The 26036-nt window shown below is 40.2% G+C and carries 7 protein-coding genes and 2 pseudogenes; 7 read left to right on the plus strand and 2 right to left on the minus strand.

The window, feature by feature from the left end; all coding sequences use genetic code 11:
- Positions 1-55: 55 nt before the first annotated feature.
- Both NPUN_RS42520 and NPUN_RS37610 read right to left on the minus strand, forming a co-directional pair.
- Positions 56-16114: a hybrid non-ribosomal peptide synthetase/type I polyketide synthase gene (locus tag NPUN_RS42520; RefSeq protein WP_012409516.1), complete on the minus strand. Its 16059-nt coding sequence runs from the start codon at positions 16112-16114 to the stop codon at positions 56-58.
- A gap of 447 nt (positions 16115-16561) precedes the next feature.
- The gene (locus NPUN_RS37610) at positions 16562-17482 is read right to left on the minus strand and encodes a DUF3102 domain-containing protein (RefSeq protein WP_012409517.1); all 921 of its coding nucleotides are present in this window, start codon (positions 17480-17482) and stop codon (positions 16562-16564) included.
- Between the two features lie 1208 nt (positions 17483-18690).
- Between NPUN_RS37610 and NPUN_RS15395 the strand changes: the two genes are divergently transcribed.
- The 7 genes and pseudogenes from NPUN_RS15395 to NPUN_RS15425 all read left to right on the plus strand — a co-directional run bounded on the left by NPUN_RS15395 (position 18691) and on the right by NPUN_RS15425 (position 26008).
- Entirely contained in the window at positions 18691-20151 is a 1461-nt protein-coding gene (locus NPUN_RS15395) for an efflux RND transporter periplasmic adaptor subunit (RefSeq protein WP_012409518.1), read from the plus strand.
- A complete protein-coding gene (locus tag NPUN_RS15400) occupies positions 20151-21368 on the plus strand; it encodes an ABC transporter permease (protein WP_041565433.1) in 1218 nt (405 codons plus the stop codon). Before NPUN_RS15395 ends, NPUN_RS15400 begins: the two co-directional genes overlap by 1 nt.
- 36 nt (positions 21369-21404) lie before the next feature.
- Entirely contained in the window at positions 21405-22163 is a 759-nt protein-coding gene (locus NPUN_RS15405) for an ABC transporter ATP-binding protein (RefSeq protein WP_012409520.1), read from the plus strand.
- 584 nt (positions 22164-22747) lie between these two features.
- Positions 22748-24047 (plus strand): annotated as a pseudogene (locus tag NPUN_RS39055) (ISLre2-like element ISCst1 family transposase); the annotation flags it as partial.
- 105 nt (positions 24048-24152) lie between these two features.
- Positions 24153-25316, plus strand: a pseudogene (locus NPUN_RS15415) (IS4 family transposase); the annotation flags it as partial.
- Positions 25302-25523, plus strand: a complete 222-nt coding sequence (locus NPUN_RS42525; RefSeq protein WP_041565434.1) for a hypothetical protein — start codon at positions 25302-25304, stop codon at positions 25521-25523. The pseudogene NPUN_RS15415 and the gene NPUN_RS42525, both read left to right, overlap by 15 nt.
- Positions 25496-26008 carry a hypothetical protein gene (locus NPUN_RS15425; RefSeq protein WP_012409522.1) on the plus strand — a complete coding sequence of 171 codons (513 nt, stop codon included), beginning with the start codon at positions 25496-25498 and terminating at the stop codon, positions 26006-26008. Before NPUN_RS42525 ends, NPUN_RS15425 begins: the two co-directional genes overlap by 28 nt.
- Positions 26009-26036: the final 28 nt, after the last annotated feature.

Below are 26036 nucleotides of genomic sequence, written 5' to 3' on the forward strand. Positions count from 1 at the left end.
TTCCTATCCTTTATTAATCTATTTCCAGCATCGTTTCATCAAGCTCAACTTAAACTTAAGAAGGATCAAAAGCAAACATGAGATTGAGATTATCAATCTCTTCTTGACTCAAACTAACTTCAGGAAAGTCTGAAGATGTATAACCACCAACATCAGGTGATTGACAATGGTTAATCAGAGTTTTTAAGGCATTCATAAACCAATCAGCTAAACACTCAACTGTTTTTAGTTGATGAATTTTCTGGCTGTAAGTCCAATTTATTTGCAGCTTTCCATTGATTGTTAAAACGTTGATATCTAATAAATAATTGCGATTTTCGAGAGAATTATGCTCTACTCCTCCAGACTCTTGAGCCAATTTCCAAGTATCTGCTGCGGAGGATTTTTGACCTAGCTGTCCTAAATAGTTGAAACTTACTTCTGCTTGAGGTAAAGCTTTCAATTGCTCTGCATAGGGACTTAAATATCGCAGGATTCCATACCCAATACCACGATTTGGTAATTGGCGTAGTTGCTCCTTCACCGACTTTAGGATATTTCCGGGATGGTTTGTCTGTTCGAGTTGCAAACGGACAGGGAATAAGCTTGTAAACCAGCCTACGGTACGCGACAAATCCAAATCATCAAAAAGTTCTTCTCGTCCGTGTCCCTCGATATCAATTAATAGGGAAGAAGAGCCAGTCCACTGAGCAAAGCTTTGAAGTAAAGCAGTTAGCAAGACATCATTAATTTGGGTGTTATAAGCAGCAGGTACTTCTTGTAGTAAAGCGCTAGTTTCTTCTAAACTCAAAGACCTTGATACTTGAGCAGTTGCAGCAATATTATTGGCATCTTTACTTACAGGATAGTCTGTTGGCAAAGAGGTAAAGTTAAAGTTAGGCTGCATCCAGTAGTTTAACTCAGATGTCAGTGCTAGCGATCGCGCATACTCCCTTAACCGATGCCCCCAATCTTTAAAGGAAGATGTTTTTGGCGGTAGCGCCATCATCTCGCCGCGACTTAGTTGCTGATAAGCGCTGAACAAATCCTCTAACAAAATTCGCCAAGAAACACCATCCACTATCAAATGATGTAAAATCACCAACAACCTATAAGGCTGGTTGTTACTAAACTTAAACAGTGCAACCCGCATTAGTGGCCCAGTGGATAAGTTCAAACTAGCTTGGAGTGCGCTACCACTATTTTCTAAGGCTACTGACTGCTCCTCTGCTGGAATTGTAGATAAATCAATCACATTTAAAGGTACTTTTGCCTCTAAGCCATCGTTAACTTGCTGCCAATCTCCGCCATCTGGTATAAACCGTAACCGCAGAGCATCATGGTGTAACAGTAATTTTTGCAACACTTGCTCCAATAGCTCTGACTGCACATCAGGAGGCACTAATAAGAGAATTGACTGGTTAAAGTGGTGTGGTTCAGGTAGATTCTGCTCAAAGAACCATTCCTGAATGGGCGTTAGCAGTAATGCCCCGGTAACTAAACCTTGTTCTGCCTGAATTTTCTTCGTTGTGCCTACTACTGCTGCTAACTCGGCAATAGTCTGATGTGCAAATAACTGTTTAGGAATGAGTTGCAGTCCTGCAAGATTTGCTCTGGCAATAATTTGCAGACTGAGGATGGAATCACCACCAAGGTCAAAAAAGTTATCGTGAATGCCGACTTGTTCAACTCGCAGCACATCTGCCCAGATTTTTCCTAGCGTCTCTTCAATAGATGTAGTGGGAGCAACAAAACTAACTTCTAATTCGCAGCGTAAATCAGGTGTTGGTAATGCCCGACGGTCTACTTTGCCATTGGGAGTTATGGGAAGGGTTTCTAAGAACACAAAAGCTGAAGGCATCATGTAATTAGGCAGCTTTTGCTTAAGGAATTGCCGCAAATCGTTAACAGTGGGAGCTTCTTCTTGGTTGAGTACAAGATAAGCGACTAAGCGTTTGTCGCCAGGAACATCTTCGCGGGCAATTACTGCTACCTGTAACGCTGCTGGGTGTTGGCTCAGTATTACCTCTATCTCTCCCAATTCAATGCGGAAGCCCCGAACTTTTACCTGATTATCAATGCGTCCTAAATACTCGATATTACCATCAGGTAAATAACGCGCTAAATCCCCAGTTTTATATAATCTGCTCCCTTCTGCCGATGCTCGCGGGCTCGCTAACGCTGCGCTATCCTCAAACGGATTGAGAATAAATTTCTCGGTGGTTAACTCAGGGCGGTTAAGATAGCCTTGAGCTACACCAGCACCACCGATATGCAACTCACCGGGTACACCAATCGGCACAGGTTGGAGATAACTATCAAGGATATAAGCTTGAGTATTAGGAATGGGACGACCAATAGGGGGTTTATCGGAGCGCTCGCCATTGCCACATTCTGCTACAGTTGCACAGACAGTAGTTTCCGTTGGTCCATAAGCGTTGAAGAAACGTCGCCCAACTGACCATTGCTTAATCAAGTCAGGAGCGCAAGCTTCACCCGCCACAATGATGTTCTGTAATGCCGGAAGTTCTGCTTGTGGTAGAACTGCTAACGCCGATGGTGGCAAGGTAATGTGGGTAATCCCATAGTCGCGTAATAATTCAATTAATTCCAAACCAGGTAAAAGAGACTCTTTAGTTCCTAAATACAGCCTTGCACCTGAACCCAATGCCATCACCACTTCCCAAATTGATGCGTCAAAGCTAAAAGAAGCAAATTGCAGAATCCGACTTGAGGGCAGTAAATCAAACAAATCAATCTGGGCTTGAGCTAAGTTGCATAACCCGGAATGTTTCACCATCACACCCTTGGGTTTGCCTGTTGAGCCGGAGGTGTAAATCACATTTACTAAATCCGAGTCTTTCACCCCACTAATTGGATTTTCTTGGCTGTGTTGGATAATTTGTTCCCAACTTTCATCAATGACTACCAGTGTGGCTTGATGCTCAGGTAATCTTGCAACTAATCGGTGTTGTGTCAGCAGCAGCGACACTTGAGAATCTGACAAGATATGAGATATTCGTTCTTGGGGATACTCCGGGTCAATCGGTACATAAGCACCACCCGCTTTCAGAATCCCTAATAATCCTACTAGCATTTCTAAAGAACGTTCGACACACAGACCAACTAACACATCAACTCTTATACCTAGAGTCCTTAAATAATGGGCTAAGTGGTTCGCTTGTTGATTTAGTTCTCGGTAAGTGAGTTGTTGATTTTCAAACACCAATGCCACTGCATCGGGGGTGCGTTCCACCTGCATTTCAAAAAACTGATGAATGCAGATATTTCCAAGATAGTCTTTTTGAGTGTGGTTCCATTCTTCTAGCAGCTGGTATTGTTCTTTAGCTGTGAGGAGAGGTAATTCGCCAATGCGTTGCTCTGGTTGAATAACAACACTCTCTAGCAGGGTTTGGAAATGTCCCGTCATCCTTTCAATGGTGCTGGCTTCAAACAAGTCTGTGTTGTATTCCCATACACCCATTAATCCTGTGGCAGTGTTCTCTAGGGTTAAAGTTAAATCAAACTTTGCTGTTTTATTGTCTGGTGTCATAGAACTCAAGGTTAAACCAGGAAGCTCTATTTCTGACATTGGGGCATTCTGAAGGACAAATGCTACCTGGAACAGAGGTGTATAACTTAAGTTGCGCTCCGGTTGTAATGTCTCTACCAGTAATTCAAACGGCAAGTCTTGATGGCTGTATGCTCCTAAAGCAACTTCTCGGACTCGGTTTAGTAATTCCCGAAAACTGGGATTACCTGCAACATCTGTGCGGAAAACTAAAGTGTTGACAAAAAAACCAATTAATCCTTCTATTTCATTATGATTCCGGTTGGCGATCGCAGAACCGACTAAAATATCTGTCTGTCCTGTGTAGCGGTAAAGCAAGGTATCGTAAGCTGCCAATAGCATCATAAACAGGGTGACACCTTCTTGCCGACTCAATAAGATCAGTGATCCTGTTAGCTCAAAAGAAAGTACGAAAGATTGATTTGCCCCTCGAAAGGTTTGTACCGCCGGCCTAGGTCGGTCAGTGGGTAGTTCTAATAAAGCTGTTGCCCCCGCCAGATGTTGTTGCCAATAAGCAAGTTGGGACTCTTTAATCTCACCTTGCAATAATTGTCTCTGCCACACGGCAAAGTCAACGTACTGGATGGCAAGTTCTGGCAGTGGTGTGGGCTGACCTTGAGAAAAAGCGCCATAGATTGCTGCTGTCTCTTGGACAAAAACACCCATTGACCAACCATCAGAGACAATATGGTGCATACAGAACAGTAATATATGTTCTGTCTTTGATAGCACTAATAAAGTCGCCCGGATTAAAAGTTGATTTGCTAGGTCAAATGCTTGCTGTGCTTCTACTGTTGCTAATCGTTGAATTTCAATTTCTTGCTCACTTGCTGATAGTTGTCGCAAATCTACAACTGGCATTGTGAAAGCAGCATCAGGGCGAATAATTTGTACTGCTTGCCCATCTTCTTGGGTAATAAAGTTGGTACGTAAACTTTCGTGGCGACGGATGATTTCGCCGAGGCTTTGTTCTAAAGCAATTACATTTAGCTCACCTTGTAAACGTGCGGTTCCCGCTATGTTATAAAGCGCACTATTTGGCTCTAACTGGTTGAGGAACCATAATCGTTGTTGAGCAAAAGAAAGTGATAGTTGTCCATCCCTAACTACTGATTGTAGAGATGGTGCATTTAAATGTGGTGCGTCTTGCTGTAAAGCAATCCGTTCAGCTAAATCGGCGACAGTGGAAGCTTCAAATAAACTACGCAAAGGTAATTCTACTTTTAAGGCAGTCCGTATTCTAGAGATAAGTTGCGTTGCGATTAAAGAGTGTCCACCTAGCTCAAAGAAGTTATCGTGAATACCTACTTGTTTAACTCCCAGAACATCTACCCAAATTTGCGCCAATATCTCTTCAATGGGATTTCGTGGGGCGATAAAACTGGCTTCTAGTCCAGCACGTGATATTTCTGGAGCTGGTAGTTCTCGATAGTTAACTTTGCCGTTGGGAGTAAGTGGTATTGTTTGCAGAACCATGAAAGCTGCAGGTATCATGTACTCAGGCAACTTTTCTTTCAAGAAACGACGCAAATCACTAATTACGGGTACTGACTCTTGATTGCCAACAACATAAGCAATTAAGCGTTTATCACCAGGAATGTCTTCACGAGCCATCGCTACTGTCTGTGACACAGTAGGATACTGTCTAAGGACAGCTTCTATCTCTGCCAACTCGATGCGGAAGCCCCGGATTTTAACTTGATTATCAATCCGTCCCAGAAATTCGATGTTGCCATCTGCTAAAAACCGTGCCAAGTCTCCAGTTTTATAAAGGCGCGAGGTAGGTTCATTACTCAAAGGATTAGCAATAAATCTCTCTTGTGTCAAATCTGGGCGGTTAAGATAGCCATGAGCCAGACCAGCACCACCGATGTATAATTCCCCAAGTACACCAATGGGTACTGGTTGAAGATCGGAATCAAGGATGTAGATTTGAACGTTGGGAAATGGTTTACCAATGGGTACTAGGGCTTCAACTGGCAGTTTGACATTGGTGCTTTCAAAATAGCAACTATCAATGGTGGCTTCACTTACCCCATAGGAATTAATCAATCGCGTTTCCAGACCACAAAAGCGCTGAAATTCTTCATACTCCTTCACATACCAGCTATCGGAACCAACAGCTAGCACTCGCATAAAGTCAAGATTTTGCTTTGTTTTCTCAAGATATGCAATTAAGTTTCTGATTACAGCTGGCACAAACTCGGCACAATCAACTTTCTCTTCTTGCATCAGCTTATAGAGAAGTTCTGGAGTCAGAAGCCATTCACGGGGGCAAAGAACTAACTTAGCTCCTGAACACAGCCCGCGCACCAAATCCCCAGTAAATACATCAAAAGAGAAATTTGCCATTTGTAAATGACTACTGGTTTTTGTTCGCAGTTCATAAGCTTGTTCCCAACCGAAATAAGCATTTACCAAACTGCGATGGGGAACCATTACCCCTTTTGGTCTGCCGGTAGAACCTGATGTGTAAATTACATAGGCTAAATTTTCCGGTTTCACCTCACTAGCTAGATTCTGCTGACTCTTAGTAGCAATTACATCCCAATCTGCATCCAAGTAGACTAATTGGGCGCTATGTCTTGGTATCTGGGTTACTAACTTTTTAGCAGTTAGCAATATGGATACTTGAGAATCGCTGAACATATAGTCTAAACGCTCTTGAGGATAATCAGGGTCAAGGGGTACATAAGCTGCTCCCGTCTTTAAAATCCCCAAAATACCCACGAATATATCTAAAGAACGTTCTAGACAAATGCCAATTAGGGTATCTGGTTTTATTTCTAGTTCTTGTAAGTAGTGGGCTAATTGATTGGCGCGGCTGTTTAACTCTTGGTAAGTAAGTCGTTGATTACCAAATACTACTGCTACTGCATTTGGGGTTAGCTCTACCTGCTCTTCAAATAACTGATGAATACACTTGTGAGGATATTCTCTTTGAGTATTGTTCCATTCCACCAATAATTGTTGGCGTTCCCATGCTGCGAGTAATGGTAATTCTGCAATGCGCTGTTCAGGGTTAGCTACCATTCCTTCCAGCAAATTTCGGAAATGCTCTGCCATTCTGGTAATAGTAGCAGCCTCAAACAGGTCGGTGTTATATTCCCATTCACCCACCAATCCTTGAGCAGTATTCTCTAAAGTTAAAGTTAAATCCAACTTAGAAGTGTAATTTTCTACTGTCATGCTGCTCCAAGTTACACCGGGTAGCTGCATTTCTGATATTGGGGTAGCACTATCAAGAATGAACATCACCTGAAATAGTGGTGTGTAGCTTAAGTCCCGTACTGGCTGTAATGCTTCAATCAACTCCTCTACAGGCACATCTTGATGGGCGTAAGCTCCCAAGGCTGTTTTGCGGACTTGTTTGAGAAATTCCCGTAAACTTGGATTACCTGACATATCTGCACGTAGCAGAAGAATGTTGAGAAAGTAGCCAATTAATCCTTGGATTTCAGGGCGATTGCGACTAGCGTTTGGCGAACCGACTAAAATATCCGCCTGTCCTGTATAGCGGTAAAGCAGTATATTATAAGCTGCTAACACTGTCATAAATAAGGTAACACCTTCTTTTTTACTCAGTGCTTTGAGCGCTTCTGTTAGCTCAAAAGAAAGTGCAAAGGGTTGGTGCGCTCCCCGGACAGTTTGCATTGTTGGTCGTGGTCTATCTGTCGGCAGTGATAATATTGTGGCTGCACCTGAGAGTTGTTTTTTCCAGTAAGTAAGTTGAGACTGAAGAACTGTACCTTGTAACCATTTTCTTTGCCACACAGCAAAGTCAACATATTGAATGGGGAGTTCTACTAAGGGCGTAGGTTGACCTTGACTGAAAGCGGTGTAAAGTGCAGTGAACTCTTCTATCAGTATGCTCATTGACCAGCCATCAGAGACAATGTGGTGCATTGTTACTTGTAAGATGTACTCTGTCTGGGACAGTACTAATAAAGTAGCTCGCACTAATGATTCTGTTTCGAGGTTAAATGGTCGCTGCGCTTCGGCGATCGCTATTTTTTGACTTTCATTTTCTCGTTTACTGACTGGTAAATGTTGCAAATCCACTACTGATATTTGCCAATTCAAATTAGGATGGATAACTTGATGTGGTTGCCCATCTAAGGTAATGAAATTGGTACGTAAGGCTTCATGACGGCGAATGATTTCTCTAAAACTTTGTTCTAAAATTGCGACATTTAGCTGACCTTGTAACCGTACCGCCGCCGGAATGTTGTAAAAAGCGCTGTTTGGCTCTAACTGATCGAGAAACCACAATCGTTGTTGAGCTAAGGACAGAGGTAATTTACCTTCTCTAGCGATTGCTTCCAAGACTGGTACTGATTCTGTAACGACTGGCTTTGTCAAGACACCATTTTGAGTTGTTTTAACTGTGCCATTACCATTACTACCTGCTGATAGTTTAGGCGATCGCTTGGGGATAAAACCGACTGCACGCATCTCTTCTATGCTGTGCTTGACAGCCTGAATCACATACTCAATATCTTCATCAGTATGTGCTGTAGAAAGAAAACAGTTACGTCCTTCCCAAATATAAACACCCTTATATATCAGGTGATAGAACAGTAAATCAAAATTCCCCGAAAAAGCAAAACGAAACAGCGAGCCAAAATACACAATTTTGATGGGCACTTCTTCCTGTTCAAAGTATGTATTAAGTGCGATCGCTAAATCCGATGTCCGTTGATTTAAATGCTGTTGCAGCGCTGGCCCTTGGCTTTTAAGATACTTGAGTACAGCCCTAGCTACAGCCATCCCCAAATGGTTTTTGTTGAAAGTGCCAGCAAAAAATGTCTTTTCTACTTGAGGATAAGAAGCGTCCCCATAGTTCCACAAACCACCGTCAATCCCATTCATGTAACTGGCTTTACCAGCTACCACACCAATTGGTATGCTACCACCAACAATCTTGCCGTATGTAACAATGTCTGCTTCAATCCCAAACCATGCTTGCGCCCCACCTAGATGAATGCGGAAACCCACAAGCACTTCATCAAAAATCAGTGCTACACCTGCTACGGCTGTAAACTGTCGTAACTGTTGTAAAAATTCTCGCGGTTGTAAATCAGGGTTACGTCCTTGCACTGGTTCAACCAATACAGCAGCTAATTCAGCAGCATGAGCTTGCAAAATCTCTAAAGATTTGGGTTCTCCATAATCTAACACCAGCACATCTTCAACCGCATTAGCAGTGATTCCGGGTGCAATGGGTACTGTTGATAATCCATCTAACGATTCTTTAGCCAAAATTCCATCAAAATGACCATGATAAGAACCAGCAAAAATCGCAATCTTGCTACGGCCTGTTTTTGTACGCGCCAAACGTAGCGCTGTCATCACTGCCTCTGTACCTGAGTTACAGAAGGTGACTCGCTCCATACCCGTCAGTTCACTGATTAACGCGGCAACTTCCCCGGCGTAATTTGCCTGTGGGCCAATTTGAATGCCTTGCTGAAGATGTTCATCTACCGCTGCGGTAATAAACGGTGCTGCATGACCAAAAAGCAGGACTCCAAATCCCATTGTGATATCTACATATTCATTCCCATCTATGTCCCAACATCTCGCACCCTTGGCGCGTTCACCAATAATCGGGTATACCATTTCTTTGGTAGAAGGGCGAAATCCGGCGACAGCACGACTATCAGCTAAAAATGAGCGATAAGTTTGTGCATACTGCTTTGATGATTGTGTTTTTTGAGTATAATTTGAAATCAGTGTTTTTAAGTGCTGCTGCTGTGGCTGATTGATTTCTCTTGGTGGTGGCGGTTCTATGGGAGAGAAATTTTTAGTAACGGTTTGATTAGATTGAACCTGATTGATAGCAATGCCTGTTTCTTTTACAACCTGATTTTGTGGTGTTGGTGGAGATGATGCTAGATGAGAATTACCATTCGATGACAGCACATTCCCTGTGGCACGCAAAACATCTAATTGCTGAGACATCACCTGAGACATCACTTGCAGTTGTTGCAGCATTATTCTTTCTACTGCTGTTTCACCTGCTGTTTGCTGAACAGTAGATTTTAATGTTGGTTGTTGAGTATGAGAATGACCATTACCATTGGACTCAACAAATGCCAAAGGAGGACTCTGTGGTGTTGGCGGTTGAGTTTGATATACAGGTTCAGGTAGTTGTACATCGACAAAAATTGGCTCTGGAAGCAAATTCTGATCGATGTAGGACGCTACTGCATAGATAGTTGTCAATTGTTCAAACAATTGACTGATGGTAATCTTAATGCGATATGTGATGTCTATGTAATTTATGGCATCGATTAACATTAAGGAATCCGCTCCTATCTCTAAAAAAGGAGCATAAAAATCCACTTCCGAAGGTTCCGCTTTCAGTAAATTTACTATATAAGAATGTAATTTTGAAACAATCAGATCCAGCCTTTTGATTTGAGGAGTTGTATCAACTTTGGGCTGTAATGCCTTTAATGGTGGAGCTATTTCTGTATCAAATTGGCTAGTGCTTAATTGGGATGGCAGAGATTTTTGTGTGTCAAATTTATTATCTGATGTACTTACTGGTGCGTCAATCCAATAACGTTTACGCTGAAACGGGTAAGTTGGCAATTGCACACGACGACGGAAATAATCACGGTCAAAACCAGACCATTCTACCTGTACCCCATGTACATATAGCTCTCCTAAACTTTCGAGTATTTGTTGCCAATCTTCGCGCCCTTGACGTAAACTAGCTAACCAAAGACCTTTACCTAGAAGGCATTTACTCCCCATTCCCAATAAAATTGGTTTTGGGCCAATTTCCACAAAAATCTCATAATCTGCGGTGTGAAGCGTCTGTATACTCTTAGCAAACTGTACTGACGATATTAAATGATCACACCAATATTCAGGATTAATCGCCTCACCGATCAGTTGTCCGGTAACGTTAGAGATGATATCAATTTGAGGAGCATTATAAGTCACAGTGGCAGCAACTTGCCGGAATTCTGCCAGTATTGGCTCCATAAGTGGAGAGTGGAAACCGTAGGAGGTTACAAGCTTTTTCGTTTGAATTCCTGCGGCTTTTAAATTTGCACAGATTCGCTCAATTGCCTCCCGCTCTCCAGAAATCACAGTATTTTGTGGGCCGTTATAGGCTGCAATGCCTACAGATGGTTTCTCTTCGAGACGCGGCGCGAATGCCACTTCTGCCAGATCAATTTCTGTAATAGCCCAAATATCTGCCTCGCAAGCAAATACTGCCACCATCGCTCCTGTTTGTGGTAGGCTTTGCATCAAACGCGATCGCTCCGCAATCAGCTTCAATCCATCCTCTAGGCTGAAAACCCCTGCCACACAAGCGGCAACATATTCCCCAACACTATGACCCATCACTACAGATGGTTCTACACCCCAGGATTTCCAAAGCTGTACCAAGGCATACTCTAGAGCGAATAGAGCAGGTTGGGCGTAAGCTGTCTGGTCTATGAGCGAGGTTTCTCCTGGTTGGGGATAGATAACTTTTAGCAGATCCTCTTTTAAGTAAGGACGCAAAATTTCATTGCAGTAGTCCAGAATTTTTCGGAAGGTAGGTTGCGTTTCGTAGAGTTGGCTTCCCATACCTACATATTGAGAACACTGCCCTGTAAACAAAAAGGCAATTTTTGGTGGCGTATTTTCGTGTATTCGCCCGATTTTGATTCCTGTAACTTCTTGCTGACTAATAAAGTTAAGTAGCCGTTGATGCAGGTCAGATGTTGACGTAGCGATCGCACTTAACCGATGCTGAAAATGTGAGCGTCCTGTATTCGCTGTAAAGCAGATATCTCCTAAAGGTAAATCTAAATTAGCGGCTAGATAAGTTTCATAACGACTTACTAACTGCACCAGAGCATTTTCTGTTTTCGCTGAGAAGGTGAGTAGATGTTTGGGACGCTCGATTTCTGGTATTACAGGTTCTAATGGTGGTGCTTCTTCAATCACAATATGAGCGTTAGTGCCACCAATACCAAAAGAGCTAATTCCGGCTCTCCGCAAGCCTGATGATTCCCAAGAACATAACTTGGTATTGACTTGAAATGGTGTTTCTGCAAATGGAATCAGTGGATTAGGCTGCTGGAAATGCAAATTTGCAGGTATTTGACGGTGTTGAATAGCTAAAATAACTTTCAGGAGTTGGGCCATGCCCGCAGCACATTCTAAATGCCCAATATTAGTTTTAACAGAGCCAATTTTACAAAACTGCTTGCGTTCTGTGTATTTGCGGAAAGCTTTCGTTAATCCCTCAACTTCAATTGGATCTCCCAAAGAAGTACCAGTTCCATGCGCCTCGACATAAGAAATCGTATCTGCGGAGATCCCTGCTGCATCCAAAGCCTGACAAATTACCTCAGCATGAGAACGCGAATTCGGTGCTGTGATCCCATTAGTCCGACCATCATGATTGACAGCTGATCCTTTAATTACTGCATAAATGCGATCGCCATCTTTTAAAGCCTGACTCAGAGGTTTTAACAATAATGCTCCCGCTCCTTCACCTAAGACGATACCATCAGCTTGGCTGTCAAAGGTTGCACAGCGTCCATTTGGTGAGTGCATTTTCATCCGGCTCATGCCCACATAATATTCTGGAGACAAGAGCAGATTAACCCCTCCGGCTAAAGCTGTCGTACATTCACCTTGCTGTAGACTGCGACACGCCATGTGCAACGCTACCAGAGAGGAGGAACACATTGTATCAATTAAAACTGAAGGTCCACGAAGATTTAGTAAGAAAGAAACACGGTTAGCAATGATGGCATTCTGATTACCAATTCCGGCACTATAATCTGATGTATTCAGAGCAGGTGCAATGCGTTGGTAATAGCCATTATTACTACAGCCGACAAAAACCCCCACCTGACTCTGAGCAAAGCTTTCCGGTGAGTAGCCAGCGTTTTCCAAAGCTTCCCAAGCTACTTCCAAGAATAGCCGTTGTTGCGGGTCCATTAACTCGGCTTCCCGTGGGGAGATTTGGAAGAAGAGAGGATCAAATTGATCGATATGATCGATAAATCCACCCCAACAGGAATAAGTTTTGTTAGCTGCACCAGGATTTTTGTCATACCAATCTGACAAATTCCAGCGCAAGCTAGGTACTTGAGCGATCGCATTTTTGCCTTGAGATAAGAGTTCCCAAAATGACTGCAAATCTGGGGATTGCGGAAAGCGTCCAGACATCCCAATTACCGCAATATCTTCGGCACGGATGCGATCGTTAATTGGCTCAACTACTTTTGTGCTTGCAGGGTTAAATAACTTGTTAGATAAAACTACCGCTTTTTGTCGTTCTAAGTTAACAGCCCATAATTTAGCAGGTTCCCAGTTAACTAAGAGATATTTCTGTAACTGAGTTTTTTGCTCTTGAATCAGATATAAGGCAAATTCGGTTGGTGTAGGATATTCAAACAGTAGGGTGGGAGAGATAGAAAAGCCGAATTTTTCCCCTAAAGTTTCCATAATCTCTACAGCTTTAAGAGAATCTATACCAAAACTGTAAAAGCTTTTATCGAGGGAAATTTGGCTCGATTTTTTTCCTAAAGAGTTAGCAATTTGTTGGACTATGACTTCACCGATCCATTGTAGTAAAGAACCTTGGGGAACTTGCACCTCCTCATTTTGTCTAGAGGGTATTTTTAAACTAGTCTCAATGCTAAACGCTGGTAAAGAGTTATTGATAATTGCATTATTGGTTTGCTTAAGCACATCTGTTTTTGGTTGATTATAGCTTTCAATAGTTTCTTTGATGCTGGGTTCATCTACACCGTTAACTAGTTGTCTGAGATTGTTTAAAGAGTCAAGACTGGCTAGAACTGTATTACCATCAATACCAAAGTCAATGAGACAAGCAATTTCATCAACACCAATCTCATGCAAGCGCTGAACCATTTCTAAACAAGTGCTGGGTGTTCCAAATAAGGCACTTGTGTGGAAATATCTCTCAAATGCATAAGCTAAGAGGTTCGCTTTTTCAGTTTCGGTCAACTTATCAAGATCGTCAGAACCGTGTCTCCACAAGTTCACAGAGCTTTTCATGTATTCTATAAAAGGTTCACGAACCTGATTGCGAACAACCTTAATGTCTTCACCAATAAAGGTATGCAACATCAGAGTTACTTGACCACTATCGGGATCGTAACCATGTTGCTTTCGAGTCTCTCGATAAAGGGCTATTTTTTGGGCTAATTCTTCAACAGGTTGAAAAAGAAGTGCCGTCAGGATGTTAAATCCAGATGCTCCAGCCTCAATAAATCTTTCTTTACCTCCAGTACAGGTGATCCATATAGACAATTCACGCTGCATAGGTAGGGGATAGACTTTAATATCTGTTTGTTTTCCAACACCATTAGGAAGGGAAATATTTTCTCCGCGCCATAGTTTTTGTACAGTTTGGATACCTGAGAACATAACTTCTTTACTATCTGCATGGGTATCGGGCGATAGTACAAAGTCGTTGGGGTTCCAACCTCTAGCAAAAGCTAAGTCTACTCTGCCATGAGATAAGTTATCAACAACAGACCATTCTTCAACGACTCGAATCGGGTTGTGCAATGGTAAGACAACACTACCAGCACGTAAGCGGATGCGCTTAGTTAAGGAGGTCAGGGCGGCACTTAAAACAGATGGATTGGGATATAGACCACCAAAGGCGTGAAAATGACGTTCTGGTGTCCAGACAGCAGTAAATCCATTGCGATCGGCAAACTTAGCCCCTTCAAGGAAAAGTTTATATTTTTCATCGCTAAATTCAGCCTCGTTGCTAGAGAAATACAACAAGCTGAATTGCATCTTTTTGCTTTCTTTGGGATTTTGGAGTTGAGGCTCTATGACCACATCCACAGTATTTAAAGCATTTAAAGTTCCAGCTAAAAATCCCGCGCGACAAGCATGGCGCTGAATTTTACCACTAGAAGTTTTAGGAATACTTCCGGTTTTCAGCAACAAAACTGCATAAACCTGTAGCTCATGGATTTGAGAGACTGATGTCTTGATAGCTTCAACTACCTCATCTAGGTTGAGATGCCGTAAATAAGTTCGTTCTACTTCCTGAACAATTACCAATTGTTCTTCGCCATCAATGTCAACACTAAAAGCTGCACCGGAACCTGCTTTTAGTGCCTGATGGCTTTGTTCTACTGTCAGTTCAATATCTTGAGGATAATGGTTGCATCCTCGAATAATCACAACATCCTTGAGTCGTCCAGTGATAAACAACTGACCATCTTTTAAAAATCCTAAATCTCCTGTGCGTAAGAAAGGCCCTTCCGCCGTATCTGCTAAATAGGCATGAAAAGTTTCCTTTGTTTGCTCTGGTCGATTCCAGTAACCCTTGGCGATACTTGATCCCGATACCCAAATCTCTCCTACTTGTTCGGGAGCGCACAAAGTTAACGATTGAGGATTGGCGATCGCAATTTTTGTATCGAGCCACGCATAGCCACACCCTACTAAATGCTTAACCTTTGGAGTATCTTCACTCACCTGGATAATTTGATTTTTTTCTAATGCCTTTGGATCAACTACACAGTAAACTGGCTCATCTGCAACACCTCCACCAGAAATCATTAGCGTTGCTTCAGCCATCCCATAACAAGGATAGAAAAATTTAGCTTGGAAACCAGAAGATTTAAATGTTGCGGCAAACTTTTCCAAAGTTTCTCGACGCACAGGTTCAGCACCACTATAGGCGCTGCACCAACTACTCAAATCCAGGTTGGCTCGTTGTTCTGGAGTAATCTTACTCACACAAAGTTCATAGCCAAAGTTCGGGCCACCACAATGAGTTGCTTTGTAATCAGAAATAGCCTTCAGCCAACGAATCGGTTGCTGAACAAAGGATGCTGGTGACATCATGACACTCGGAAAACCTGTATACAGAGGTTGCAAAACCCCATCAATTAGCCCCATATCATGGAAGCTTGGCAACCAGGTTACAGACACACTATTTGGTGTGAGTTCAAAGGCTGACTTGATATACTCCGAATTTTGCAACAAATTACCATGAGTAACGATCACACCCTTCGGCGTTCCTGTAGAACCCGAAGTGTATTGCAGAAAAGCCAACGTGCTTTTCTCCAGTGGTGGCTTTTGCCAATTAGAAGCATCACTAACAATCTTGTCAATGGCTATGCAATGCAAAGCTGTTAATTCTGGTTCTTGAGCAAAGCCTTGTTGAATATTAGTCAAGACGGATGCTGTAGTGAGGGCAAACCTTGCTTCTGAGTCTTTGACAATAGCTTGCAGTCTCGTCATGCGTTGGTTGCGTCGGGGTGGATATACGGGAACAGCTAAAACCCCAGCGTATAAACATCCGAAAAAAGCCACAATAAATTCTAATCCTGATGGATAAAGCAGCAAAGCTCTTTCGCCTGGTGCAGCTTTTAAGCTCTGGAGTTCTACCGCAATAGCTCGTGCTTTTTGGTCTAACTCTTGATAAGTTAGTTTGACTTCTTCGGTATCTCCATCCACCAAGAAAGTATAAGCGATTTGGTTTGGTTGGGATAAAGACCGATAAGATAATAAATCAACAAAAGTGGCACAGTTTAGAGAAGTCATTAGTATAGCAATCCTATTTAAATTGTAAAATTAGTTATGGAGACAGGTAATAGGTTATAGGCAAGATTTTTTTACGCATAATTTAGGATTGCTATATATTCAAGTTCTGTATTTTTGTGACAATTTTTTCTATTTTTTTAGATGCCGATTGAGGAAAATTTATAGCCTCTTTAGTCTCTAGTTCTTTTGCAGCCATAAAAAGCAAATTCACTGGTGATTAAGATATTCAGTACGGATGTCGCTTAAGAATAACTTCGCAATAACTAAAGATATCTTCTAGTCAAAGAAGGCAAGGCTAACTTAGCCATATCATTGATTTAATCAAGCCTAGGTTAACTATTAGTTAAACATCTCTGTGCTGAATAACTTAATCCATTTTACGATCAGTAATCAAAAAATGAAGGTTGATTACAAAAATCAGTTCTCGGTTTTATGGAAAACTTGGCATTATGGAGTTTTTAAGAGTTTTTCACATATCTGAACTAAGGATTGTAGATGGCGATCGCTCAACCCCAAATCAACAGACTTTGCTAATACTAAAGCCAATTGTTCTGGCGTTAAGTTTGTCAAGGTAATCGCTGTTTTATTAATCAAACTATTTAATTGGGTATTGTCTAAACTTGAAGAGCTGTTCATTTCATTATCTAGTATTTCTTTCTGATCATAAACTATTATTTTACTAAAATTTACAATTTTAGAATTTTCATTTTCTCTAGAAAATGACTGGCGTTCAAATAATGGAAAACTATTTTTCAATTTGATACCTTTGCTAGCTAAATCATCTGGTAGATAAAAAATAGAAGTAGTTTCATGATCTTCTATTTGTAGGGAGTTAGAAGAATTGGGCCTGATGGTTTTTAAACCAATATTTGTATTTTCTAAATTACAAGGTTGAGATGGGACGTTTCCCTTATATTTATTGACAATTTCTTTAGCTTGTGTATAGGTAATATTTTCACCTATAACTGCACGTTTTAGAACTTCGGCTCTAGCCTCTTTAGAAGTAGAGGGAGCAGCGATGATATAAAGGGCTGAGGCACTAATATTCAAATTCGTAAAATTTACGAATTTCAGATGCTCTGCAACATGCATAAACTTAGTTGCAGTTGAGATACTCCAATTAAACTCAACCTTGAGCCAATTTGTAAAGTTTCCATGCCCTAAAAACTTTTTTACTTCTATTAACCTCTGTCCAATATTGATAATGTCCTCAGCAGTTCGACGTATCAGTACTTTGATTTCGTGAGTATGTTCTTGAACTAAAGCTAGTGTTTCAGCATTTAAATTAGGATATGTAATTTTGGAATTTGGGGTTGTTTGATTTGGCAGACGGTCTAATAATTCGCCCATTTTTTTGCTGGTTTCCATGTGAGAGTATAAACTCCATTTTTTCAGACAATTATGTATATATACAGTTTCCAGTAGGAAATTATGTGAATTAGATTCACCTTTGTTAAGGTATCAGTAATAGGTTAAGGGCTTATGCAATTTAGGATAAGATTTTGTAACTAGGTGTATAACAGTGCAAACGCATTTTATTTACGCAATACTGACTAGATAACTCACCATTGCGATCATCGAATAATTAATGTAATAGGTGAGCCAGGGATTTGATTAGTATTTTAAATATTAAAGATAAAATCTTTATTCACTAAGATTTTTATTTCAAGCTTATACTTGAATGTTCACAGAAACTACAGGTATATTAAATTAGAGTAAACTAACAATTGGTTAACAATAGGTAAAAAAATTAATAAATTTACTCTGAATAAAAAGCAGGGTTAGCGCGTCTCAAAACCTATTGGCAAAAGGACTTACTCGATCAGCAACAAAGTGACACCATCTGAGGTAGAGTAAGATTTAATTCATCGAACTGCCATATAATTGGGAAGATATTGAGGAGTATGGGATCAATAAAAAAGAATGGTTGCAAACATTTTTAGAACTACCAGCAGTATTCGCCAAAAATAACGACGGCAGCTATGAACGATCGCTATATGCTTTCTGTGTTAGCTGCGGCTCTCTCAAACTCAGTACCTCTGCCATAAATCCCCCTGTCAATAGGGTTTAAGACACGCTAACCCTGGAATAAAAAGTGTAATTTTTACCGATTTATTAACTAGTTTTCAAAAAGTAATTTTATTTAACTGTTGCTCAAGGATCGAGATGTCAAACTATCTGTAAACGAGTTTGATTAATACTATGCTTACAAAAACCTATCATAATCTAAACCAGACACAGCGATATAACACTCAAAGTCCAAATATAGCAATCCTGTTTGAGTTGTAAAATTAGTTGTGGAGGCAGGCAATAGCCAATAGATTTTTTCCTGAATGATTTAGGATTGCTATAGTAAAGCGATCGCCAATCAATTCAAAGCTTTACTAACTCATCAGCCTGGATGCAATGAGCAATTGAAAATGAGCGAGCGCAACTTGAATCTGATATGAGTGTAGACAATAAGTTGCAGATATTTAAGAATTAACTTGCGTGCTAGCCAAAAGAATATTTACCGTAGAGTCAGACATTAATTTTCCAATTTTTGCACAAGTCTAATATTTATAGGTTGACTTCAAATGACTATCCATATAGAAATCCCAATTATTCGTAAAAAGGTTAAGTATTCATTACCCTGGCTAATGGGATTGATTGTAGCCGGAGTCTTAATTGTTGGCACAATGATGACCTTGGGAGTGGTGAATCGAAGGGCAAGTAAACAAGATATCACACAACTAACCGTCCCAGTTCAAGCGAAAACTATCACCGTCCGAATCACTGCAACTGGTAAGATACAACCAATACAAAGCGTTAATATTAGCCCTAAAAATCCGGGAATTCTGGCAAAATTGTATGTGGAACAAGGGCAAAAATTGCAGCAGGGACAAATTATTGCCCAGATGGATAATTCAGAGATTAAAACTCAAGTCATCCAATATCAAGCGAGCTTAGACCAGGCAAAGGCACAGTTAGCTGAAAGTCAAGCTGGTAGCCGTCCTGAAGATATTGCAGAAGCTAAAGCGCACGTAGCCGAAGCCGAAGCCCAGTTAACTGTGGTGCGTGAGGGTAATCGTTTGCAAGAAATTGAACAAGCACAAGCGCAAGTAGATTCAGCTCAAGCACAAATGGAATTGACTCAAGCACGGCTGAAGCGCTATCAGGAATTAGCTAAAGCCGGCGCTATTTCCCAAGACTCTCTTGAACAATACACCAGTGAAGACAGACAGGCAAAGGCTAGTTTAGAAGAGGCTCAACGCCGATTATCGCTACAAAAAAGTGGCAACCGCAATGAAGACATTAAAAGACAGCAAGCAATAGTTGCTCAAGAACGTGAGGCGTTACGAAAATTGCAAAATGGTAGTCGTCCCGAAGAACTTACGCGATTGAGAGCATCTGTAGTGGAGGCAAACGCTAAGTTGGAACAACAGCAAGTGCAGTTAGCAGATACAATTATTCGCGCTCCATTTTCTGGGACTGTTACCCAGAAGTATGCAACATTAGGGGCATATGTAAGTCCAGCTATTTCAGCTTCTAGTGATGCGTCTGCAACTTCGACCTCAATTATTGCTTTGGCAAAGGGTTTAGAAGTAGTAGCAAAAGTACCAGAAGTAGATATTCCTCATGTCAAAGTAGGACAAAAGGTAGAACTTATTATTGATGCTTATGCCGATGAAGTATTTCATGGGTATGTGCGCCTAATTTCTCCAGAAGCGATAGTTGAACAAAATGTTACATCTTTCCAAGTGCGCGTGCAACTTGATACAGAAAGTGAAAAACTGCGTTCGGGAATGAATGTGGATAATGTAATTTTTATTGGCAAAACTATTCCCAATGCCTTACTGGTGCCCCAAGAGACAATTGTCACTCAGCATGGGAAAACTGGTGTGATGATGCCGGATACCAATAATCAACCGCAGTTTCGCCCCGTAACAGTTGGTGTCAGCGTCGACAGTCAAATTCAAGTTTTGCAAGGACTCAAAGCAGGCGATCGTATATTTAATGACCTTCCCGAAGACAAACAACCAAAGCCATCAACATAATGAATATTCTAGAAAGCTTCAAAATGGCTACTACTACATTGCTGGCGAATAAACTCCGCAGTAGTTTAACCATGCTAGGAATTATCATCGGCAATGCCTCTGTGATTGCCATGATTGGGATCGGTGAAGGCGCACAAAAGTTTGCTAACAAGCAGTTTGAAGCATTAGGGCCAAATACATTGTTTATCGTTCCTGGTAGTCCAGAAGGGAAAAATACAGGTATTTTTACACCTAAGACATTAGTAATCGCCGATGCCGAAGCGATCGCCAAACAATTATCTACAGTTCAAAACGTGGCTCCAGATATTACTAATAAAATCATAATTAATTACCGCAATCAAAACTCAAATAGCTCAGTTATTGGGACAACACCAGCATATCTTTCTGTTCGTAATTTTAAGATCGCTCGTGGTAGGTTTTTCCAGGAGTTAGATATAAAACGCAACCAAACAGTGGCAATTTTAGGACCTGACTTGGCCAAAAAACTGTTTGGTAGTCAAAATCCCATTGGTCAGCAGGTGCGGATTCAAAATGTTGCTTTTAAAGTGATTGGCTTAACAGTAGCTAAAGGCTCTTTTTTGGGTGATAACAATGATGATTTAGTTTTTATCCCCATTACCACCATGTCTAGTAGAGTTATAGGGCGAACTTCTCCTTATGGTATCGAGCTTTCACTGATCTCGGTATCTGCCAAAAATCAAAATAGCATCAGGGCGGCAGAATTTCAAATCAAAAACTTGCTGCGTCTGCGTCACAAGATTATTCAAGACGATGACTTTAGCATTGAAAGCCAACAGAACATTCTAGAAATTATTAATACAATTTCCGGTGCATTAACAATGATGTTGGCTGCGATCGCTGGCATTTCCTTACTTGTTGGTGGGATTGGCATCATGAATATTATGCTAGTCTCTGTCACAGAACGTACTCAAGAAATTGGGCTCCGCAAAGCAATTGGCGCTAATCAGAAAGACATCTTATTGCAGTTCATCATTGAAGCTGTGCTTCTCTCAGTCGCTGGTGGGGTAATAGGAATTGTTGTAGGAGGGAGTGCGATTGTAGTAGTTGGCATTTTCACGCCTTTAAATGCTGGGGTCTCACCCATAGCAGTTCTTGTAGCTGCCAGTGTTTCTGGTGGTATTGGATTATTCTTTGGCGTTGTTCCTGCACGTCGTGCTGCCCAACTTGATCCTATTGTGGCGCTCAAAAGTGCTTAAATAACTCAATATTCAAACTGAGCGATACAATTCTCTATGGCAAATACTCTTACGACTATTAATGCTAATATTCCCAGTCCTACTCCGCAGTCAGCAATCATTTATCTAGAAAAGGTTTTTAAAGTGTATGGGAGTGGTGAAACCAAAGTACAGGCACTCAATGATATCAACTTGATTGTGGAACAGGGCGAATATTGTGCAATTATGGGATCTTCAGGTTCTGGTAAATCCACAGCTATGAATATTATTGGTTGCTTGGATCGCCCCAGTTGTGGACATTATTACTTGAATCATCTTGATGTTGCCCAAATGACTGATGTCGAGTTAGCAAATATTCGCAACCAAAAACTGGGGTTTGTGTTTCAACAATTCCATTTATTAACGCAATTGTCAGCTTTGGAAAATGTAATGCTACCGATGGTATATGCTGGTGTGCAACTTGAGGAAAGACGCGAGCGTGCGATCAGAGCTCTTCAACGCGTAGGTCTAGCCAATCGCCTATACAACAAACCCACTCAACTTTCTGGTGGACAGCAGCAACGGGTAGCGATCGCTCGTGCCATTGTTAACTGTCCCGCTATACTCCTAGCTGATGAACCTACTGGCGCACTTGATTCGCGCACTACCCAAGAAGTATTGGATATCTTTACTGAACTTAATAACAGTGGGATTACGGTGATGATGGTTACTCATGAGTCAGATGTTGCTCGTCAAACCCGACGTATTATTTGGTTTCGTGATGGTCAAGTTGTACACTCTCATGTGACCCCAGCTGATTTGAATGAACTTAAGTAGTCAATATCTTAGCCAATATATTTAATCTTAAAGGGGTTATGACAAAATACGGATACTGTTGGCGAATGTATTACATACTTGTAAATAAAAATATTACGTAAGATAAAACCTTCAATCTATCGTTGCGGCTTTTAGTTGTAATACTTTTGTTTATAGGTTTGTAACACTTTCGCCAACAGTATCAAATACGTGTAGAATGGGACACGTTGTAAGGTTTTGTAAAGAAAGACGGCTGAAAGCATTAATTTATAAAAATTTTGAATGCACAGAAAGGAGAAAGAAGGAACTGTCCGTATTAAGCCGCTTAATACGGACACTCCCCATGACCTACTCAGATTTCTTTTTGAAGCGATAAGCCTAACGTTATAGCAGGGAGCAATGCGATTTTGTCAGATCCGGTAAACAAAGTGCGATCGCTAAATTCTTATTTCAGTAGTAAAAACTTATTTATACAAAAAAATAGTAATAATACATAAAGAGTCAAGATGAGTTAAAGCCACGACTTGCAAAACTCTCTTTTTTGATGCCAAAAAAGTTAGGATTCCCTTTGAGCAGTAATTTCGAGACAGGGATTATTTACTTTAATGGAAAAAAATATATGTGCAACTCTAGATTTGAGTAAATCATTGTCAAATTTTTCTTTGGAGATGACAAAATGTTTAGAGTTGACAAATATCACAGAATGGAATGGGAAAATTCTTAAAGAAAGAGAAGAAAAAATTAGGGAAATTGCACTTATTTTAGCTGGACAGTGTATTGCAATTTTGTTGTATAACCTCTCCCAATCTCAGTCAGCTAATCAAACAGCTATGATTCAAACAAGAAGCTGGTGGGATACTACTATGCAAAAGCATGGTTATAGAAAACGCCAAATATTAACAGTTGGAAACGTTTTAGTCACTCTAAAGTTACCATACATGGTAAAAAAAAAGCCAACAACAGAGTCCAAAAATAAAATGTCTATTCAGGAATTTTATCCTCTGCTCCCGTGGTTGGGGATGTCGGAAGGATTAACCCCGTTGGTATGGTCAACAGTTGCTCAATACGGTGCAATTGCTAGCTCATTTGAAGCTGCCTGCACAACTTTAACTGGTTGGGGAATTGATCTTAGTTTAAAACGAATTGAGCGTTTGACATATAAGTTTGGTCAAATCGGCATCAACTTGCGTCAATCGAAAATATTAAATCGGCAGATGGATATTTTATCTGGAGGTAATATTCTTAAAGACCAAAGAGTTGTTATCGCTGTAGATGGTGAGTCCAGTCGGCGGTGTCGGTTTCCGTCCCGTCGAACTGGCGAACTCGAAGGGTGGTCGGAGTAGAATCCGAATCAATAAAAAGGGGAGAAAAAACTCCCGCACTAAGCGACACGGGTTTATTGGTCAATGGATTGAGCCAAAGTTATTCACAATTTATGTTGTTGATGAGCAAGGTAAAAAAGTAAATAATTCTGAGGTTCCTATTACTAATGATGGCACTTATGATGGATACAAAGCGCTTTTAGAAATTTTAGAAGTACACTTAATTGGCTTAGGAATTAGTCAGGCAAAACAAGTTTTATTAATCGCGGATGGAGCAGAATGGATCTGGATACACATTCCCCCGCTTTTGACACGATTAGGATGCCCAATTCAAACTTATCAACTTTTTGATTTTTATCACGTTACGGAAAACTTAAAAGTATTTGCAGACGTAGCTTTTAATGAAGAAATACAGTCAAAACAATGGTTTATAAAAGCTAGGAAAATTTTAAAAAAAGGGAATGCTAAATCCTTAATCGCTCAGATGGACGAATTCATTGCTGTAGCTACTGGAGAGCGCTGTCAGATTATGGTGGGCAAGCGAAATTATCTTTTAAATGCCTACCGAGAAGGACGTTTAAATCTGAAGGGGGGACAAGCACCCGAAAGCCTTTGTGCTGTATTAAGTTGAGCGAATTATGGTAAAAAAAGATAGGTCAGTATTGTCAATAAGACCTATCTGTTGAAAATGTTACCTGAATTATACCAGAAGCATCTACAAAGTTTACTTTCACAGTCCGAATTAATATTTCTGACGCTGGTGATTAACGTAGTACAAAATATCAAAGATGTGAAACTAGAGAAAATATCAGAGTCGCGACCATTATTCATTCAATGCCAGTCGAGACGGAAGAAGTTACAAAGGTTTCTATCATTACCAATATTGAATATAGAAGAATTATGGTTTCCCATAATTGAACGATGGTTAGCTCAAACTTTCCTCGGAAATCACCGAATCTATTTAGCAATTGATAGGACGAATTGGAAAAGAAAAAATCTACTAATGATTAGTGTAATTTTTCAAAAAAGAGCTATACCGATATACTTTAAGCTTTTAGCAAAATTAGGTAGTAGTAACTTATCAGAACAAACTAAGGCATTATCAAAGATAATTCCCTTATTTAAAAACTATAAAACGGTAGTGTTAGGAGATAGAGAGTTTTGTTCAGTGAGCTTGGCGAAATGGCTTGATGAACAAGGGTTTGAGTTTTGTTTGAGACTCAAGAAAAATGAGAATATTGAGTTGAAAGCTCATTTATGGTGCGAAATAAAAGATTTAGGTTTAAAACCAGGAACATCTTTTTTTGTATCAGATGCAACGGTAACAAAAACTAAACAAGTGAAGGGATTTAATGTGGCTTGCAAATGGAAAAAGAATTACCGTAAAAACAAAGCTAAAGAAGGATGGTTTATTTTAACTAACATGAATAGTAAAATAACGGCGATTCCGGCATATCAAAAGCGCTTTGATATAGAAGAGATGTTTAGAGATTTTAAAAGTGGCGGTTACAATTTAGAGAAGACAAATGTGGAAGGTAAGCGGTTTATTGCTTTAGTTTTAATCATCTCATTAGGGGAGGGGGGTGGGGACATTACAAGGTCAGAATATTAAGAGTAAAGGAATTGCAAAATATGTGGCACGTCCCAAAGAATATGGACGTTCTCACAGAAGGCATAGTAACTTTTATATCGGTCTTTATGCACAGAACTGGGTTAATTTCATTGGTGATTGTTGGAGTTTAGTTCAAGATTTAATGCGATTAAGTCGTCATAAACTAGAGAATTATTTACAAGGGATGAGAGCTATGAAGCTTATACAGTCAGCTTTATAGGCTTCATGGTGCCCCTTCAGAAAAATAAATATAAAAATATTCAAGACTTTTTGGTTGAAGAAGAAAATCAAAAATTTAATATTATTAATGAAATTATTTTTTCAATCAAAAAATATTTAGACTTAAAAAATAATTATCTTAGTAAAAATTCTTTAATTAACCTCAGTACAAATAAACCCAGTCGATTAGAAGATGTTTTATGTCTAAAAAAAGTAACGAGTTATTAGAGTTAGCAGAAACTATGCTGAAATATTACAACGAGTCACTAAGCATAGCCCATGATAGCTACGATGATAAAATGGTTTGCAACGATAACAAACAAATTATAGAATCATATAAAATAAAATTCAAAAAAAAGGTACTAAAAATTATTCAACAAGGAAAATACAGAAGTGCTATGTTATTAGACAAAAAAGCAACCCATTTAATAAAAAATTGTAAAAATGATGAGCCAGATATTGACAAAATAGTAGATTTAATAGCAAGTCAGGAGGAAATATTAATCAAAAATAAAAGATTAACGTATATTGAACCTCAAGCACTGATTGTCTGTTTAGATAAACTTATTTACTTTGATGTAAATAGTAGCGGTTCAATCACTCATCTTTTGCAAGACATAAAAAATAAATCTACATATATAGTTGCTAAAGAAGTAACTTTTGAAAAAGAGAAATTTGAAGAATATGATGATTTAAATTCTATATTTTTTTAATAATTAATATGAATACAGCACTTACGGC

This window comes from Nostoc punctiforme PCC 73102, from assembly GCF_000020025.1.
In the GTDB taxonomy this organism is placed as follows: Bacteria; Cyanobacteriota; Cyanobacteriia; order Cyanobacteriales; family Nostocaceae; genus Nostoc; species Nostoc punctiforme.